This is a genomic window from Mesorhizobium sp. M0060 (assembly GCF_040323155.1).
Lineage (GTDB): Bacteria > Pseudomonadota > Alphaproteobacteria > Rhizobiales > Rhizobiaceae > Mesorhizobium.
This window is the reverse complement of the sequence record NZ_JAMYUP010000011.1, coordinates 156,851-172,403: the sequence shown is the minus strand read 5'-3', so window position 1 is coordinate 172,403 and position 15,553 is coordinate 156,851. Positions and strand designations below refer to the sequence as shown.

General features: G+C 63.8%; 15 protein-coding genes and 2 pseudogenes. 10 read left to right on the top strand and 7 right to left on the bottom strand.

Annotated features, from left to right (window positions below):
• Both groEL and NKJ94_RS13870 read left to right on the top strand, forming a co-directional pair.
• Positions 1–982 (top strand): chaperonin GroEL (gene groEL, locus NKJ94_RS13875; RefSeq protein ID WP_352525671.1); only part of this gene is annotated, 982 nt, incomplete at its 5' end.
• Between the two features lie 82 nt (positions 983–1,064).
• Positions 1,065–1,226, top strand: coding sequence for a hypothetical protein (locus NKJ94_RS13870; protein ID WP_352525670.1), 162 nt, complete (start codon positions 1,065–1,067; stop codon positions 1,224–1,226).
• Between the two features lie 46 nt (positions 1,227–1,272).
• Here the strand turns inward: NKJ94_RS13870 and NKJ94_RS13865 are convergent, their stop codons facing one another.
• Positions 1,273–2,169, bottom strand: a complete 897-nt coding sequence (locus tag NKJ94_RS13865; RefSeq protein ID WP_352525668.1) for a LysR family transcriptional regulator — start codon at positions 2,167–2,169, stop codon at positions 1,273–1,275.
• Positions 2,170–2,298: 129 nt separating this feature from the next.
• On the opposite strand from NKJ94_RS13865, the gene NKJ94_RS13860 reads away from it, so the two are divergent.
• Both NKJ94_RS13860 and NKJ94_RS13855 read left to right on the top strand, forming a co-directional pair.
• Complete coding sequence (locus NKJ94_RS13860) at positions 2,299–3,192, top strand: class I SAM-dependent methyltransferase (RefSeq protein WP_352525666.1); 894 nt, start codon at positions 2,299–2,301, stop codon at positions 3,190–3,192.
• A 21-nt stretch (positions 3,193–3,213) separates the two neighbouring features.
• Entirely contained in the window at positions 3,214–3,846 is a 633-nt protein-coding gene (locus NKJ94_RS13855) for an NAD(P)-dependent oxidoreductase (protein ID WP_352525665.1), read from the top strand.
• Between the two features lie 108 nt (positions 3,847–3,954).
• Here the strand turns inward: NKJ94_RS13855 and NKJ94_RS13850 are convergent.
• From NKJ94_RS13850 to NKJ94_RS13835, 4 genes and pseudogenes are all read right to left on the bottom strand, one after another.
• A pseudogene (locus tag NKJ94_RS13850) lies at positions 3,955–4,376 on the bottom strand (helix-turn-helix domain-containing protein).
• Positions 4,376–4,671: pseudogene (locus tag NKJ94_RS13845) on the bottom strand (type II toxin-antitoxin system HigB family toxin). Before NKJ94_RS13845 ends, NKJ94_RS13850 begins: the two co-directional pseudogenes overlap by 1 nt.
• Positions 4,672–4,849: 178 nt before the next feature.
• Positions 4,850–6,403 carry a trimethylamine methyltransferase family protein gene (locus tag NKJ94_RS13840; protein ID WP_352525664.1) on the bottom strand — a complete coding sequence of 518 codons (1,554 nt, stop codon included), beginning with the start codon at positions 6,401–6,403 and terminating at the stop codon, positions 4,850–4,852.
• A gap of 12 nt (positions 6,404–6,415) precedes the next feature.
• Positions 6,416–8,830: a GcvT family protein gene (locus NKJ94_RS13835; RefSeq protein ID WP_352525692.1), complete on the bottom strand. Its 2,415-nt coding sequence runs from the start codon at positions 8,828–8,830 to the stop codon at positions 6,416–6,418.
• A 123-nt stretch (positions 8,831–8,953) separates the two neighbouring features.
• On the opposite strand from NKJ94_RS13835, the gene NKJ94_RS13830 reads away from it, so the two are divergent.
• The 5 genes from NKJ94_RS13830 to NKJ94_RS13810 all read left to right on the top strand — a co-directional run bounded on the left by NKJ94_RS13830 (position 8,954) and on the right by NKJ94_RS13810 (position 13,601).
• Positions 8,954–9,592: a TetR/AcrR family transcriptional regulator gene (locus NKJ94_RS13830; RefSeq protein WP_352525663.1), complete on the top strand. Its 639-nt coding sequence runs from the start codon at positions 8,954–8,956 to the stop codon at positions 9,590–9,592.
• A 152-nt stretch (positions 9,593–9,744) separates the two neighbouring features.
• On the top strand, positions 9,745–11,901 hold the full coding sequence (locus tag NKJ94_RS13825) for a transglycosylase domain-containing protein (RefSeq protein ID WP_352525661.1): 2,157 nt from the start codon (positions 9,745–9,747) through the stop codon (positions 11,899–11,901).
• Positions 11,902–11,996: 95 nt separating this feature from the next.
• Positions 11,997–12,581, top strand: coding sequence for a DUF1214 domain-containing protein (locus NKJ94_RS13820; protein WP_352525660.1), 585 nt, complete (start codon positions 11,997–11,999; stop codon positions 12,579–12,581).
• On the top strand, positions 12,574–13,122 hold the full coding sequence (locus NKJ94_RS13815) for a DUF1254 domain-containing protein (RefSeq protein WP_352525658.1): 549 nt from the start codon (positions 12,574–12,576) through the stop codon (positions 13,120–13,122). Before NKJ94_RS13820 ends, NKJ94_RS13815 begins: the two co-directional genes overlap by 8 nt.
• A gap of 17 nt (positions 13,123–13,139) precedes the next feature.
• Complete coding sequence (locus NKJ94_RS13810; protein ID WP_352525657.1) at positions 13,140–13,601, top strand: RidA family protein; 462 nt, start codon at positions 13,140–13,142, stop codon at positions 13,599–13,601.
• A gap of 119 nt (positions 13,602–13,720) precedes the next feature.
• Here NKJ94_RS13810 and NKJ94_RS13805 read toward each other — a convergent pair whose 3' ends face one another.
• Positions 13,721–13,912 carry a hypothetical protein gene (locus NKJ94_RS13805; protein WP_352525655.1) on the bottom strand — a complete coding sequence of 64 codons (192 nt, stop codon included), beginning with the start codon at positions 13,910–13,912 and terminating at the stop codon, positions 13,721–13,723.
• A gap of 187 nt (positions 13,913–14,099) precedes the next feature.
• On the opposite strand from NKJ94_RS13805, the gene NKJ94_RS13800 reads away from it, so the two are divergent.
• On the top strand, positions 14,100–15,110 hold the full coding sequence (locus NKJ94_RS13800; RefSeq protein ID WP_352525654.1) for a DUF2336 domain-containing protein: 1,011 nt from the start codon (positions 14,100–14,102) through the stop codon (positions 15,108–15,110).
• 10 nt (positions 15,111–15,120) lie between these two features.
• On the opposite strand, the gene NKJ94_RS13795 is transcribed toward NKJ94_RS13800, so the two are convergent.
• Complete coding sequence (locus NKJ94_RS13795; RefSeq protein WP_352525652.1) at positions 15,121–15,468, bottom strand: DUF1491 family protein; 348 nt, start codon at positions 15,466–15,468, stop codon at positions 15,121–15,123.
• Positions 15,469–15,553: the final 85 nt, after the last annotated feature.

Here is a 15,553-nt window from a genome sequence, read left to right as displayed (position 1 = left end):
CGAGCTGGAAGACCCCTACGTCCTCATCCACGAAAAGAAGCTCGGCAATCTGCAGGCGCTGCTGCCCATCCTCGAAGCCGTGGTGCAAAGCGGCAGGCCGCTGTTGATCATCTCCGAGGACGTCGAGGGCGAAGCGCTGGCGACGCTGGTCGTCAACAAGCTGCGCGGCGGCCTCAAGGTCGCGGCCGTCAAGGCGCCTGGCTTCGGTGACCGCCGCAAGGCGATGCTGGAAGACATCGCCGTGCTCACCGCTGGACAGATGATTTCCGAGGATCTCGGCATCAAGCTGGAGAACATCACCATAGACATGCTCGGCCGCGCCAAGCGCGTGCTGATCGAGAAGGACACCACCACGATCATCGACGGCGCCGGCGAGAAGACCACCATCCAGGCGCGCGTCCAGCAGATCAAGGGGCAGATCGAGGAAACCACTTCCGACTATGACAAGGAGAAGCTGCAGGAACGTCTCGCCAAGCTGGCGGGCGGCGTTGCCGTCATCCGCGTAGGCGGCGCCACCGAATCCGAGGTTAAGGAAAAGAAGGACCGCATCGACGATGCGCTGAACGCCACGCGCGCGGCCGTCGAAGAAGGCATCGTTCCGGGCGGCGGCGTCGCGTTGCTGCGCGCCAAGGCTGTGCTGAACGGGCTGACCGGAGCCAATGCCGATGTGACGGCGGGCATTTCGATCGTGTCGAGAGCGCTCGAAGCGCCGATCCGGCAGATCGCCGAGAATTCCGGCGTCGAAGGTTCGATCGTCGTCGGCAAGCTCGCCGACAGCAAGGACCACAATCAGGGCTTTGATGCCCAGAACGAGGTCTATGTCGACATGATCAAGGCCGGCATCGTCGACCCGGCGAAGGTGGTGCGGACGGCGCTGCAGGACGCGGGCTCCATTGCGGCGCTCCTGATCACTGCGGAAGCCATGATCACCGACATTCCGGCCAAGGAAGCCGCTGCTTCGACCGGCGGCATGGGCTATTGACCAGCCGCTGCCGGAAACAGGCCTGAAAGACAGCCGCCGGGGTATCTTCCCCGGCGCGCACCATCGGCAAGGAGATCGATCCATGATCGCATTCGTCCCGAAGCCAAATGCAGCGGCGAAGACCAAAGTGGCCGAGGAAAGCCGCTTCGATCGCATTCGCAGGCTTGCCGACAAGCACAGGAAAGCCGACGCCGGCACGATAGGCCGCGACCCGAAAAAGATCGCGGACAAGCGTCCCATGTGACGACTGCCATTCCCCGGCACCCCCGCGCAAGCGCGGCACCAGGCCCTTATCGCGTCTCGCCGCTGATCAGCGCGGCATGGTCCTTGATGACGGTAGCAACGAAGCGGATGACGGCGCGCACCGGCGCCTCCGCCCCGATTTCCCGGCGATAGACGAGCGACACCGGATGACTGCCGAGAATGTCGGGGGCGAGGCGCACCATCCGCGGTTCGGCTTCGGCCAACATGCAGGGCATTACTGCCAGACCGGCGCCGCTCAGGGCCGCCGCCAGCATTTCCGTCATTTCGGCAACACGAAAGACAATTGTCGCGCCGGCGCCGTGCGCCTCCACCCACTTGGCGCCGGGGACGCCGGCAAGGCTTGCGTGAAATCCAATGATCTCGTGTCCGGCCAGCTGGCGAGGATCGATGGGCATTGGGTGACGGTCGAGGTAGCGCTGGGACGCATAAATTGACCAGCCCGCAACGCAAAGCTTCTGCGCGATCAAATCGTCGTCGGCAACGGTGCCGATCCTGACCGCAAGGTCGGCCTCACCGTGCTGCAAGTCCACCGGCCTGCTGCCGCTCGTCAGTTCCAGGTTGATGTCTGGATGGGCCTTATGGAACGCCGCCATACGCTCGGCAAAAAGAGGGCTGAGACCCGACGGCAGTGCGAGCCGAACGCTATTCTTGCCCGAACGCACAAGGACCGTCAGTGCTTGCATGGTACGTTCAAGGTCATCGCCGAGCGGCAGCAATGTCTGGCCAAGCGGCGTGACCTCAATGCCATGCCGCCTTCGCACGACAAGCGACACCCCGAGCGCCTCTTCAAGAGCAGCCAGGCGCCGGCTGATCGTCGTGTGACGCACGCCCAATGCACGCGCTGCTCCCGACAACGTTCCCGCGCGGGCGGCAGCGAGAAAGTAGCGCAAATCGTTCCAGTCCGGTTCGCCTGTCTTGATCACGAACCTATTCTAGATCAATTCCCCGCCGCACGCCTGTGCAGTTTTGCACAAGCGTGCTCGGAAATTGCAAATCGCCTGAACGTGTCGTCCGCGCGAGAATAGGCCTGATCCAATTCAGGGAAGCGATCGATGGACATCGAAGGTTTGCGAACGATGGTGGCGCGGCACGCGACGTCGGCCAATGCGCTTGTGGCGCTCGGGTTGGCGATGGAGGCGCGTATTTCCCGCACGCCACTCGATGGCAGTGCCGCCCAGCGCACAGAAGCCGTGCTCGGCGAACTCGGCGCCTCCGACGTCGTGGCAAGTGCGAGCGTCATCGAACTTGCGCCGGTGCTGGCCAGCATCCGGGTCGACCTGCTGTCCGGCGGCAAGCTGCTGTCGGAATCCTCCGAAAGCGCCGAGGCTCTGGAAGCTGGTTTACGGCAGGCCCTCGGCGACGTTTCATCTGGCTTCCCGGCGCTGATGAAGCGGCTGATCGCGCCACAACTTGCCGGTTTGCCGGAGAGGCTCGCCGCATCGGGCGCAGCCTTCCTGGATATTGGCGTCGGCGTCGGCGCGCTGTCGGTGTCGATGCTTCGGCAATGGCCCGGCCTGAAGGCGGTCGGTGTCGATCCCCTGCCTGAAGCCATCGCGCAGGCCGCCGCCAACGTCAGGGCGGCCGGGCTCGAACATCGCATCGAACTGCGCACCGGCCTGGGGCAGGATATCGCGGACAAGAACGCGTTCGACCTGGTCTTCGTGCCAAGCGCCTTCATCCCCGAGCCAGATGTCAGGGTCATCGTCAAGCGCAGCCATGCCGCGTTGCGGCCCGGCGGGTGGCTGCTGCTGGCAATGGTCAATCCCGGACCGGATGCACTGGGAGAGGCCCTCGCCCGCTTTCGCACCACAATGTGGGGTGGGACGGTGTTCGAACAAGGCGCGGCCCAGGATCTGGTCGACCAGTGCGGCTATGCCGATAGCCGGTTGCTGCCCGGCCCGACCGGGGCGCCTGTCGCCTTCGTCGCCGGGCGCAAGCCGGGCTAACGGTTTCCAGGGAGGCGGACGATGAAACTGCTGATCTTCGGCGCCTCGGGTGCGACCGGTCGTGTGCTTGTCTCGGCGGCCCTGGCGAAGGGCCATGCTGTGACCGCCTTCGTCCGCACGCCGGGCAAGCTTGCCATCAGCCACGAAAATCTGAAGGTGATCGTCGGAAATGTCGCCGATCGACAGGCGGTCGAACGTGCAGTTGCAGGGCATGATGCGGTTTTCAGCTGTCTCGGGGTCGGCGTGCCGCTGAAACGCGACCCGGCCGTGGTCGCCGGCATCGGCTTCATCGTCGCGGCCATGCCGCAGGCCGGCCCTGAACGGCTCATCTATCTTTCATTCCTTGGGGTTCGCGACAGCCGGCGGCAACTGGGGCCGCTACTTGGCGGCGTCATCGTACCGTTGGTTCTGCGCCATGAGGTGGCGGACCATGAGGCGAAGGAAAGGCTCATCGTCCAATCCAGTCTCGACTGGACCATCGTGCGGCCACCCAAGCTGAGCAATGGAGCGGCAACCGGTGAATTCCGCCACGGCAATAGCATCCGGTCGGCGTCGCTGCTGCCGACGCTGGCGCGTGCCGACGTCGCGGCCTTCATGCTCGGCCAGCTCAACGACACCACCTACTCGCGCAGGGCAGTCAGCATCCTTCGCTGACGCTCACAACACCGGTGCTGCCCGCCCTGCTCGGTGCGCCGCGCTATGAATTCATCGAGGATGCCGGCGGTGGCGGCGGCCCAAGCCAGCGCAATGACGTAGACGTGCTTATCCTGCGGCCGCGCGTGCCCGCCGCCGACCCTGGGCCTTTTCATCAGCTGCCAGATGGTAAGGCCGGATAAGCACCTCTGCCGGAATGTGCCAATTCTTGTTGATCAGGTGCACCATGTCCATTGTCAACAAGCGCTTCCGGTTCAGGATTTCCGAGGCTCTGGAAGCGGAGCCAACAACCTCGGCAGGGCCGCCTGTTTGAGACCCGCCATTTCCATATGATCGCGAATGGCCGCGACAGGGTCCGGCGCCTCGATCGGATAGTGCCTGGCCTCGTAGGCCTCGATGAGATCGGTCAGCACGTCAAAACGATCGCCGTCGGGCGAGCCGACCTCGGGCTCGCTCTCGAAGTATCTGGTGATCTCGGCGATGGCCCAGTCGTAGTCATCTTCGGTTCTAAGAGGACGAATATTTTCCATCACACTGTCTCCGCATCGATCCTGTCGTATTCGGCATGGGTGCCGACGAATTTGATCAGCACCCGCTTGTAGGTATAGCTGACGTGAACGATGACCCGGTATTTGTTGCCGGCGATGTCGAAAATCGCGCGATTGTCGCTGACGAAGTCCACGTTCGCACCAAACTGGGTCTTGACGTCGGCGGGTGTCTTCCACTCGACCTTGGCGACCACCTGATACCAAGCCGTCAGCGACCCTTCAACTGCGGGTGCCTGGACCAGAAGTCGACAAGGGTCTTCTTGCTGACGATCTGCACGGCCGTACACAGCAAATTCCCAAAATGGGAACAAGAGGCAATTTCCCAAAAAGGGAAGCTCTATGCCGCTATCAACTTGAGCGCCTTGAGGACGCAACGTCGGACGAAGGATCGCCGAGCAACGCTCGGCACCACGCCCCGCCCCTCCATCCGGATTGTTCGGCCCGGTCGAGTTGCCTCACGACACCGGTGCTGCCCCGCCCTGCTCGGTACGGCGGGCGATGATTTCGTCGAGGATGCCTGACGTGGCGGTGGCGGAAGCCGGCGGCCGGAAGTCGGCCAGCAGCCGTTTCCAGATGCCGGTGGCACGCTCGGTCGCGGTCTTTGAGCCGGCCTGTGTCCAATTGCCGAAATTCGACCAGTCGGCCACCAGCGGCTCGTAGAAAGCGGTGCGGTAGCGCGCCATGGTGTGTCCGGCCGAGAAGAAATGACCGCCCGGCTGCACCTCCGCAATGGCGTCGAAGCCGATCGCATCCTCGTCGCCCGGGGTTGCCGCGCAGAGTTCCGCGACAGTCTGCAGCGCCTCGACATCGGTGATCAGCTTCTCGAAGGACACGCTCAACCCGCCTTCGAGCCAGCCCGCGGCATGGATGCACACCGTAGCGCCCGCAAGCACTGTGCCCCACAGCGCAAACTGCGTCTCGTGCGCTGCCTGCGCATCGGAAACGTTGGCGGCGCTGCCGCCGCCGGACCGCCATGGCAGGCCGATGAAGCGCGCAAGCTGGCCGGCGCCGAGCGTCGCCTTGACGTGCTCGGGCGTGCCGAAGGCCGGCGCCCCGGATTTCATGTCGACATTGGATGAGAACGAGCCGTAGACGACCGGCGCACCCGGCCGCACGATCTGCGCCAGCGCCAGCCCGGCCAGTGCCTCGGCATGCTGCAGCGTCAGCGCGCCGGCGACGGTGATCGGCGCCATGGCGCCGGCCAGGCAAAACGGCGTGATGATCAGCACCTGGCCGGCCCTGGCAAAGTCGATGATGCCTTGCGCCATCGGAATGTCGAGCTGGCGCGGCGAATTGGTGTTGATGACGGTGTAGCAATAAGCGCCCGAACGGAACTCATCCTCGGACAGGCCGCGCGCCAGCCGCAGCATCTCGAAGCCGTCCTCGACCTGCGGCGTGCCGCGCGCGAAGATGAACGGGAACTTGTCGGACAGCGTCAGCTGCGCGCGATTGACCGCATAGTGGCGGAAGCGATTGTCGATGTCCTGCGGTTCGATACACGGCCCTAGCATGTGCAGCACGTCGAAATGCTGCACCAGCCGGATGAGATCCTCGAACGCGGCAAGCGTTCCCGGCCGCCGGCCGCGTTCGAGATCGGTGACGTTGGGCGCACCCGAGCCAGCCAGGAAGGTGAGCGAGCCGAGCTCCAGCGTCAGGTCGCGGACACGGTCGCCGCCATGCGCCCGGATCGATTTCGGCGCCGAGGCGAGTGCCGCCGCGACGATGTCGCGGCCGATACGCACCATCTGGCTGTCCTCGTCGACCAAGGCGCCGGCGCGGGCAAGAATGGTGCGTGCCTCGGGCAGCAGCACCTTGATGCCGAGGTCTTCCAGCACGCGCAGTGCCGTGTCGTGGATCGCGGCGACCTGGTCGGCCGAAAAGACCGGCTGCGGCAGGAACGGGTTCTTCAGCGAGCGATAATCCGGCCGCCGGCTGCTCTCGCTGCCGGCCTCGCCGGCTCGTCCGCGCCGGCGTTCGCGCCTGATTTCACGTGCGGCGTCATCGACCATGGCCAATCCTCCTCATTGCCGCATCGCCTTGCCCAGGGGATCGTAGGGTGAAGCGGGGATGATCCGCGCCGGCCGCTCGGCGCCGACGATGTGCACCGACAAGGCCGTGCCTTCACGGGCAAAATCGCGCTCGACAAGCGCCAGCGCCAGGCTCTTGCCAACCGTGTAGCCATAGCCGCCGGAGGTGACGAAGCCAATGCGCCGGCCATTATGCCAGACCGGCTCGAAGCCGCTGGCGTCGGCATCGACGGCGTCGACTTCAAGTGTCACGAGGCATCGTTCTCGGCGGGCGCCATTGCGCTCCTTCAGCACCGCCTCGCGGCCGATGAAGTCGCCTTTGGCGACGGCGACGAAGCGATCGAGGCCGGTCTGGCCCGGCGTATAGCCTTGTGTGAATTCGCGCGACCAGATGCCAAAGCTCTTTTCCAGCCTGAGCGTATTCAGCGCGTAGAAGCCGATTTCGGCAAGGCCGAGATCCTCGCCGGCGGCAAGCAGCGTTTCGCGCAGGCCGGCATGCATGGCAAAGGGGCAATTGATCTCGAAGCCGAGCTCGCCGGCGATCGACAGCCGCGCCACCTGCGCCCGCACCATGCCGATGTCGAACTCGCCGCAAGCCATGAACGGCAGCGCGCTTGCCGAGACGTCCTGATGCGTCGTGCGCGCCACGATGGTCCTGGCATTCGGCCCGGTGACGAGGAACCCGGCCATCGCATCGGAGAGGTCGGTGACGAGAACACCGTCCGCCGTATGAGCCTCGAACCAGCGCATATGGAATTCGCGCAGATAGTAGGAGCCCATGAGCCAGAACTTGCCGTCGCCCCAGTTGAAGACGGTGAGATCGCCCTTCAGACGGCCGTCATCGCCCAGCATCGGCGCGAGCTTCGCCTGCCCGGGTTTCGGCAGTTTTGAGGCCAGCAGCCGGTCGAGCCAGGCTTCCGCGCCCGGACCGGATACGGCATAACGCGAAAAGGCCGAGGTATCGACGAGACCGGCAGCACGCCTGACCTGTAACGCCTCGTCGCCGACAATATCGAAGGCGTTGGAGCGTTTCAGCGTGGTGTTTTCGCGAAAGCCCATCGGTGCGAAATAGGCGGGGATTTCCAGCCCCCAGGAAGATGTCCATTCGGCTCCCGCCGCCGTCATGCCGTCATAGGCGCCGGGGCGTTTCAGCGGCCTTCCGGCAGGAAGGCGCTCGTTGGGAAAGGTCATGACGAAGCGGCGCGCATAAAACTGGTGCGTCGTCTGCCTGAGATATTCGCGGTTTGCCGCAAACGCTCCATAGCGGGCGATGTCCATGCCGAAGATGTCGGCTTGCGGTTCGCCATGGATCATCCACTCGGCCAGCGATTTGCCGACGCCGCCACCCTGGCTGAAGCCGGCCATGACGCCGCAGGCGACCCAGTAGTTCTTGAGGCCGCGCACCGGGCCGACGATCGGGTTGCCGTCCGGGGTGAAGGTGAAGGCGCCATTGACCCATTTGCGAATGCCGGCCGTGGCCAGGCAGGGAAAGCGCTCATAGGCCTTGGAGAGTTCGGGGCTGATACGGTCGATGTTTTCCGGGATCAGCTCGATGCCGTAGTCCCACGGCGCGCCGTCCATGTTCCAGTGCTTCGGATCCTGTTCGTAGATGCCGAGCAGGACCCCATTGCGTTCTTGTCGCAGATAGGAAAAGCCTTCGAGGTCAACGACAATGCCGATCTCTCTGTCGAGCGCCGCGACCTCGGGGATGTCCTCGGTGACGAAGTAATGGTGCTCCATCGGCGTTACCGGCAGGTCGACGCCGGCCATGCGACCGAGCTGCTTTGCCCAGAGACCACCGGCATTGACGACATGCTCGGCAACGATCGTCCCCTGCTCGGTGAGGACGTCCCAGCTGCCGTCGGCACGCGGCTTCAGGTCGAGAACGCGGTTGCGCAGAATGACATCGGCGCCGCGTTTCTTCGCAGCACCGGCATAGGCATGCGTCGTTCCGTAAGGGTCGAGATGGCCTTCGTTGGAATCGTAGAGGCCGCCAAGGACACCGCTCACGTCGACGATCGGACAGATCGCCTTGATTTCTTCCGGCGTCACCAGCCGCGCCGTTTCGATGCCGACCGACTGGAACACCGCCCAGGCCGATTTCAGCCATTCCCAACGGGAAGGATCACTGGCGATGTTGACGCCGCCGGTCATGTGCAGGCCGACATCCTGGCCAGATTCAGCCTCTATCTCGCGATAGAGCTTGATGGTGTAGTCCTGCAGCGCCGCGACATTGGGATCGGCGTTGAGCGCATGGAAGCCGGCCGCTGCGTGCCAGGTCGAACCGGCGGTCAGTTCGGCACGTTCGATCAGTGCAATGTCGGTCCAGCCGAAGCGCGCCAGATGATAGAGCACCGACGCCCCAACCACGCCTCCCCCGATGACGACTGCGCGGCAATGCGACTTCACGGCCATCCCCCTGAGCTTGTTGGAGACGGTCACCATATACGTACTGTACATGTGTGTCTAGAGTGTAGACATAGCTGTCCACACGCCTTGCACGGAGCTGACGCGCATGCCTATTGTGCGCCCATGATCATGATTGCTCCGCACGACGAGCCAGCGCCCGGCAACATCAAGGTGACGCGCTGGGACTGGATCAATCTTGCCCTCCAGACGCTCATTTCGGACGGCGTCGAAAGCGTGCGCGTTTTGCCGCTCGGCCAGAAGCTCGGCGTCTCGCGCTCGAGCTTCTACTGGTATTTCCAGAGCCGTCAGGACCTGCTCGACCAGCTGCTTGCCCATTGGCGGGACACCAATACCAAGGCGATCGTCGAACGTGCGGAGCGCCCGGCCGCTTCGATCATCATGGGCGTCATGAACGTGTTCGAATGCTGGGCTGACGAGCGCCTGTTCGATCCCAGGCTCGACTTTGCCATCCGCGAATGGGCGCGCCGTTCCGACGACGTGCGCCGCGCCATCGACCAGGCCGACAACGACCGCCTGAGCGCAATCCGCGACATGTACCGCCGGCATGGCTACGATGACGAGGACGCCTTCATCCGTGCCCGTGTACTCTACTACATGCAGATCGGCTATTACGTGCTCGACATCAAGGAGCCGGTCGAGGCAAGGGTCAGCCATCTCGCCGCCTATTTGCGCAGTTTCACCGGGCAGGAACCGAGCGAGGCCGACGTCGCGCATTTCATGCGCTTCATCGCCGCGCGGTGATGGCAGCTTGCGGGCGCGGTTCTCGCCTCAAACCTCCCGCGTAGCCCTTGTAGGCAGCACCAAAATGGACGAATAGTCTTGAACGGCGCGCCGCCCTGAAATTGCCGGCATGCGTTTCTCAGTTGGCGGCATCGCTGCAGCCGGATCCTGGAATGACCAGTCCTTTGGAACCACGCAAGAGAAGAGGTCCGATCGCCGCAAGGCTGCTGGCGGTGGATGCCTGGATCGATTCCTCGGTCTACGAGATCGGTTTCAAGGCGCGCCAGTTCTGGGAAGCGGCCACCATCTTCTCGCGGCGCTTCCGCGTCGGCGGCTGGCGCCGCGGCATGATCGAACTGTTGAGTGAAGGGTTCACGCTCGGCGCCGGCGGTATCGTCGTCCTTTTGGCGCTGGCCTTGCCGGCCTTCCAGATTACCGCCGGCGACTGGCGCACGCAGGGCGACTTCGCTGTCACCTTCCTTGACCGCTACGGCAACGAGATCGGCCAGCGCGGCATCATCCAACGCGATTCGGTGCCGGTCGACGAGATGCCCGACCACGTCATCAAGGCGGTGCTGGCCACCGAGGACCGGCGTTTCTTCGACCATTACGGCATCGACGTGCTTGGCCTGTCGCGCGCTATATTCGAGAACGTACGAGCCAATTCCGTCGTCCAGGGCGGCTCGAGTATCACCCAACAGCTGGCCAAGAACCTGTTCCTGACCAATGAGCGGACGTTCGAGCGCAAGATCAAGGAAGCCTTCCTGTCGCTGTGGCTCGAAGCCAATCTGTCGAAGAAGGAAATCCTGCAGCTTTACCTCGACCGCGCCTATATGGGCGGCGGCACCTTCGGCATCGAGGCGGCGGCCGATTTCTATTTCGGCAAGAGCGTCAAGGACCTGAACCTGGCCGAGGCGGCGATGCTGGCCGGCCTGTTCAAGGCGCCGACCAAATACGCGCCGCACATAAACCTGCCCGCTGCCCGGGCGCGGGCCAATGTGGTGCTGTCCAATCTGGTCGATTCCGGCTTCATGACCGAAGGCCAGGTGCTACAGGCAAGATTACACCCGGCCGAAATCGTTGATCGCGGCGAGCAGAAGAGCCCCGATTACTACCTCGACTGGGCCTTCGATGAGGTCAAGAAGATCGCCGCCAAAAGCGGCCAGCATTCGCTCGTCGCCCACACCACCTTCGACGGCAACATCCAGAAGGCGGCCGAAGAATCGATGGAGTTCCACCTCCGCCAGTTCGGCAAGGAATACAACGTCACCGAGGGCGCCATCGTCGTCATCGAGACCAATGGCGCGGTCAGGGCGATCGTCGGCGGCCGCGACTACGGCGCCAGCCAGTTCAACCGCGCCACCAAGGCGCTTCGCCAGACCGGCTCCTCGTTCAAGCCCTATGTCTATGCAACGGCGATGGAGCATGGCTTCACGCCGGATTCGGTGGTTTCCGGCGGGCCGATCTCCTGGGGCAGCTGGTCGCCCCACAATTACAATGGCGGGTCGGCCGGCAAAGTCACGTTGATCACGGCGATGGCCAAATCGATCAACACCGTGCCGGTGCGGCTGGCCAAGGATTATCTCGGCATCAAGCCGATCAAGGCGATTGCCGAGGCGATGGGCGTCGAATCGCCGCTGGAATCGCACAAGACCATGGTGCTCGGCACATCGGGCATGACCGTGATGGACCAGGCGACGGGCTACAGCGTGTTCGCCCAGAACGGCTTTGCCGGAACCCGGCATGGCGTCAGCCAACTCTTCACCCGTACCGGCGACATGGTCTACGACTTCGCCAAGGACGCGCCGCCGCCGCACCGGGTGCTGTCGGAGCAGGCGCTCAAATACATGAACACCATGCTGGCGGCGGTTCCGGTGATCGGCACGGCCCGGCGCGCGGCCCTTCCAAACATCGTTATCGCCGGCAAGACCGGCACGACCCAGTCCTATCGCGATGCCTGGTTTGTCGGCTTTACCGGCAACTACACGGCCGCCGTCTGGCTCGGCAATGACGACTTCACCGCGACCAACAAGATGACCGGCGGCACGCTGCCGGCAATGGTGTGGCAGCGGCTGATGCTCTATGCGCACCAGAATATCGACCTCAAACCGATCCCCGGTCTCGATCACCCCTTCGTCGATGCCGAAATCGCTGCCAAGGCCGAGGAAGCGGAAAAGAAGAACGCCGAACAGGCAGCAGCCGATGCCGCAGCCGAGCGTCCGCCGGTGCTGTCCAGCCGGACCACCCAGACCCTGAAGGAACTCACGAAGCTGTTCCAGACCGCACCCGTGCTCTCGCCCGCTGCACCGGAGACCCTGTCGGCGCTTTGAGCGGCCAATTCCGCGCGCCGCTTGCCACAAGCCCCTGCGCCGCGATATCCCCGAGCAGCAATTTTCTGTCCCCCGCCTTCGGTTCCCGGCTCCTCATGCTCAAGAACGCCTTCCTGACACTGCTTTCGCTTGCTATCGCCATCGTCGGCGGTGGCGGCAGCGTCTGGTACGCGCTGAAGCTGCAGGACGGCGCCGGCGCCATCAGGATCGGCCAATGGACCGCCTTTCCCGATATCGGCACGCCGACGGCGGATCCCTATTCGAAGGCCCGCGTGGCGCGCGAAGGCGTGCTGGCGCTCGGACAGGCGGAAGGACTGTCCTTCATCGCCGACCACGATTCCGGCGGCGAGCAGCTCAGGCGGCAATGTGCCTACAATATCGAGGGCGGCTTTCCCACCGCCCGGTTCTGGACCCTGTATGCCGCCGACCAGTCGCTCGGCGTAATCGAGACCGGCAAGCCGAGATTGGCTGCGCTGCAGTCCTACCAGGTGCTGCGCCAAGCCGACAATTCGGTGGTCATTTCCGTCGGCAACCGCCCGGCGCCCAGCAATTGGTTGCTGACCAGCGGCGCCGGCAAGATGTATTTCGTGCTCACGTTTTACGATACGCCGATCGCCAGCAGCACCGGTCTCTCGGACGTCGCGTTGCCGCAGATCAAGAAGGTCGGCTGCAATGCGTAGCCTGCTGCATGTCGTGCTGCTCGGCCTGCTTGGCGCCGGCATCGTGCACATCGTGGTGCTGCTGCTCGTCCCGGAGTTTTCCGAACGCGACGCGTGGTCGCGCCTGGCCATGGCCTCGGATCTCTACAAGATGACCAGGCTCGACGCGGAAGCCGGCGGCGCGCCGGTGGTGAAATCAGTCGATCCGCTGTTTTATGCGGCGGCTTGCCGCTTCGACCTTGCCGAGGGGATGGTGCGAGTCAAGGCGCCGGGAAAGGTACCGTTCTGGTCGATATCGGTCTATGATCGGAGCGGCCACAACATCTACTCGTTCAACGACCACAGCGCGACCGCAGGCGTGCTGGACACCGTCGTGCTGACGCCGGCACAGATGATCGAGGTCCGCAAGGATCTTCCCGAAGAGCTGCAAGGGGCCATCTTCGTCGAGGCGCCGATTGAGGAAGGCATGTTCGTCATCCGCTCGTTCGTGCCCGACGACAGCTGGAAGCCGATCGTCTCGCGGGTTCTCGAACAGAGTTCCTGCGAACTGCAGGATTTTTAGACCTGTTCTGAAAGTCGATGGTGGAACATCCCGTTCCGATAGTCTTGATTGTCGTTGCGATCAGGTGCAAGGAGCCAGTCGTCAGAGGGAGGAGCATCGATATGTCACGGACCATTATATCCGGCGATGACCTGCCCAAGGCCCCACCCGTTTTCAGTCACGCGGTAAAGTGTGCAGGATTGGTATTTGTCTCAGGGACAGCCGCCTACGATGCGACAGGCATGATTGTGGGCGAGACGATACAAGAGCAGACAGCGCAAGCCCTGCGTAACATCACAGCAATTCTGAAAGCCGCCGGAACGACGCTCGACAAGGCCGTCAGTGCCACCGTCATTCTCGCCGACGAGGATGACTTTCCGGGCATGAACGAAGAATGGGTGAAGTGGTTTCCGACCGATCCGCCGGCACGGCAAGGAGCCAAGCTCCCTGTCCGCATGCCCAGGCTGAAGGTCTCGATCGCAATGATCGCCGAAGCCTGATGCATGGCGCCCGAAAGTGCGCAGCGGTTTTGGGATAACGACATGCAAAAGCAACAACTTAAATCGCGTGGCGAGAGGCCGTTCAAGGGCGACGCACTTTAGCGACCTTCGACCGGGACTCAGTGATGCGGTACCGGCAAAGTCCCCGAAGGCCCCGGCTTGTCAGGACCGGTCGGCCGCGTCTCGCCGGTCAGCGGCCGCTGCTCGTAGCGGACGCCGGGAAAAATGATCACCGCCGCCGCCGTTCCGGTGGCTTGCTGTGCTCGATTGGTTGCCGCCGTTCGCGGCACGAAAGACAGTACCATGCCCATGGTTCGCGTATTCCTCTCGGTTGCCCCGGAGCACAACGCAACGCCTCCATAGTCGATTAAGGCGGTAGTAGGTTAACGGAGCGCTAACGGATCGCCGCTAAATTGATCTTTGTTCTTGGGAAACGCGAAACCGGTACAGCCCGGCAGAGCGCAGTCCAGATCGTGTCGAGTGTCGGGCGTATCCTTCGTGTCAGCTTCGGATTTCAGGCAAATCGCAGCAGGAGCTGAACCGGGAAAGGCCGAAAGGCTGTTCCGCGCCGCGGTATCGGCGTTCTGTTCGCTCACCCGCCCTTCGCGCCGGGAGATCGCGCAACTCGAAGACCTGACGCTGCCGCTTTTCGACAACGTTTCGGTCGAATCGCGCCGCTACGTCGCGGCAGCCCTTTCCGAATGCGAATATGCGCCCGCCGCGCTGGTGCGGCGGCTTTGCCAGGAGCGGGTCGACATCGCCGCCCCGCTGCTCATCCGCTCGCGCGCCCTCAGCGACGTCGACCTCATTGCGCTGATCGGCCGCCACGGCCTGCCGCATGCCCGTGCCATTGCCCGCCGCAAGGATCTCAATCAAACGATCGCCGATCTGATCAGGGTGCTTGAAAGGCCGACGCTGGTGCGGTCGCAGCAGCCCGAAGCAACTGCCAACGCCGTGCCCGAAAACGCCGAAATGGTTGCGATCGATGCCAACAGGCAAGAGGCGGCCGATGCCGCCGCCGAAACTGTACGCCGCCGGTTGCGATCCATGATGCGCGCCGAGAGCGGCACCACCATCGGTCCGTTCGTCGACACGCAAACCTACGTCAAGCTGCGCGAGACCGCGCTGACCGGCAATGCGGCATTTTTCCAGACAGCGCTCGCCGATGCGCTCGAAGTCGATTTTTCGACGGCGCGGACGCTTACCGCGAGCCACAATTACACACCGCTGCTGGCCGCCTTGCGCGCGCTCGACCTTAGCGAAGACAAGGCGTTCCTGATCACAGCCGCCATCTATCCGACCGAGTTTCCGCACCCGCAAGCGATCCGCATCTTCCTCGACCGCTACCGCCTGCTGCACCGCGACGCGGCGTTGGACAGGCTCCGCGGCTGGAAGGCCGACACCGTGTCGAAAGTCGTTCGCAAGCCCGGCCGCGTCGCCGCAAACGCCGACCTGCGCAAGCCGAACAGCGCCGATGCTGCCGCCAGCTCGAGGGCGCGTCGCGTCTGAAGGCTTGCCGTTACGGCGTCTTGACCGAGATAAGCTCCTCAACGGGAATGGCGCCCGCCTCGATCTCGACCACCCAGATATCCGGATCGAATTTCTTCTCGCGCTCCAGCCGCGCGTCGAAGATGGCAGCATTGTCGCCCTCGCCGAGAAGGCTGAAGAAACGGTCGTCCGGCCTGGCCGAATCGTAGCTCGTCTGCGGCGCCGGCCCGAACAGCGCCATCTCCCCCCGCCTGCCCCGCGCCAGCACGAAAACCGCGCCGGCTTCCGTCGCGCCGCGCTTAACCACGGCGGCAAAACCGCCAGCGCTGAAAACCCGGCGCAACAGCGCCGATACCCACAGATCGGTGGTTACCCGCATGGAGAAGTCCTGGACATGCGGCGGTCCTTACAGCATTGGCCGGAAGACCGTAACCGGTCTTTGCCGAGTGACCGCCGAGTGGTCG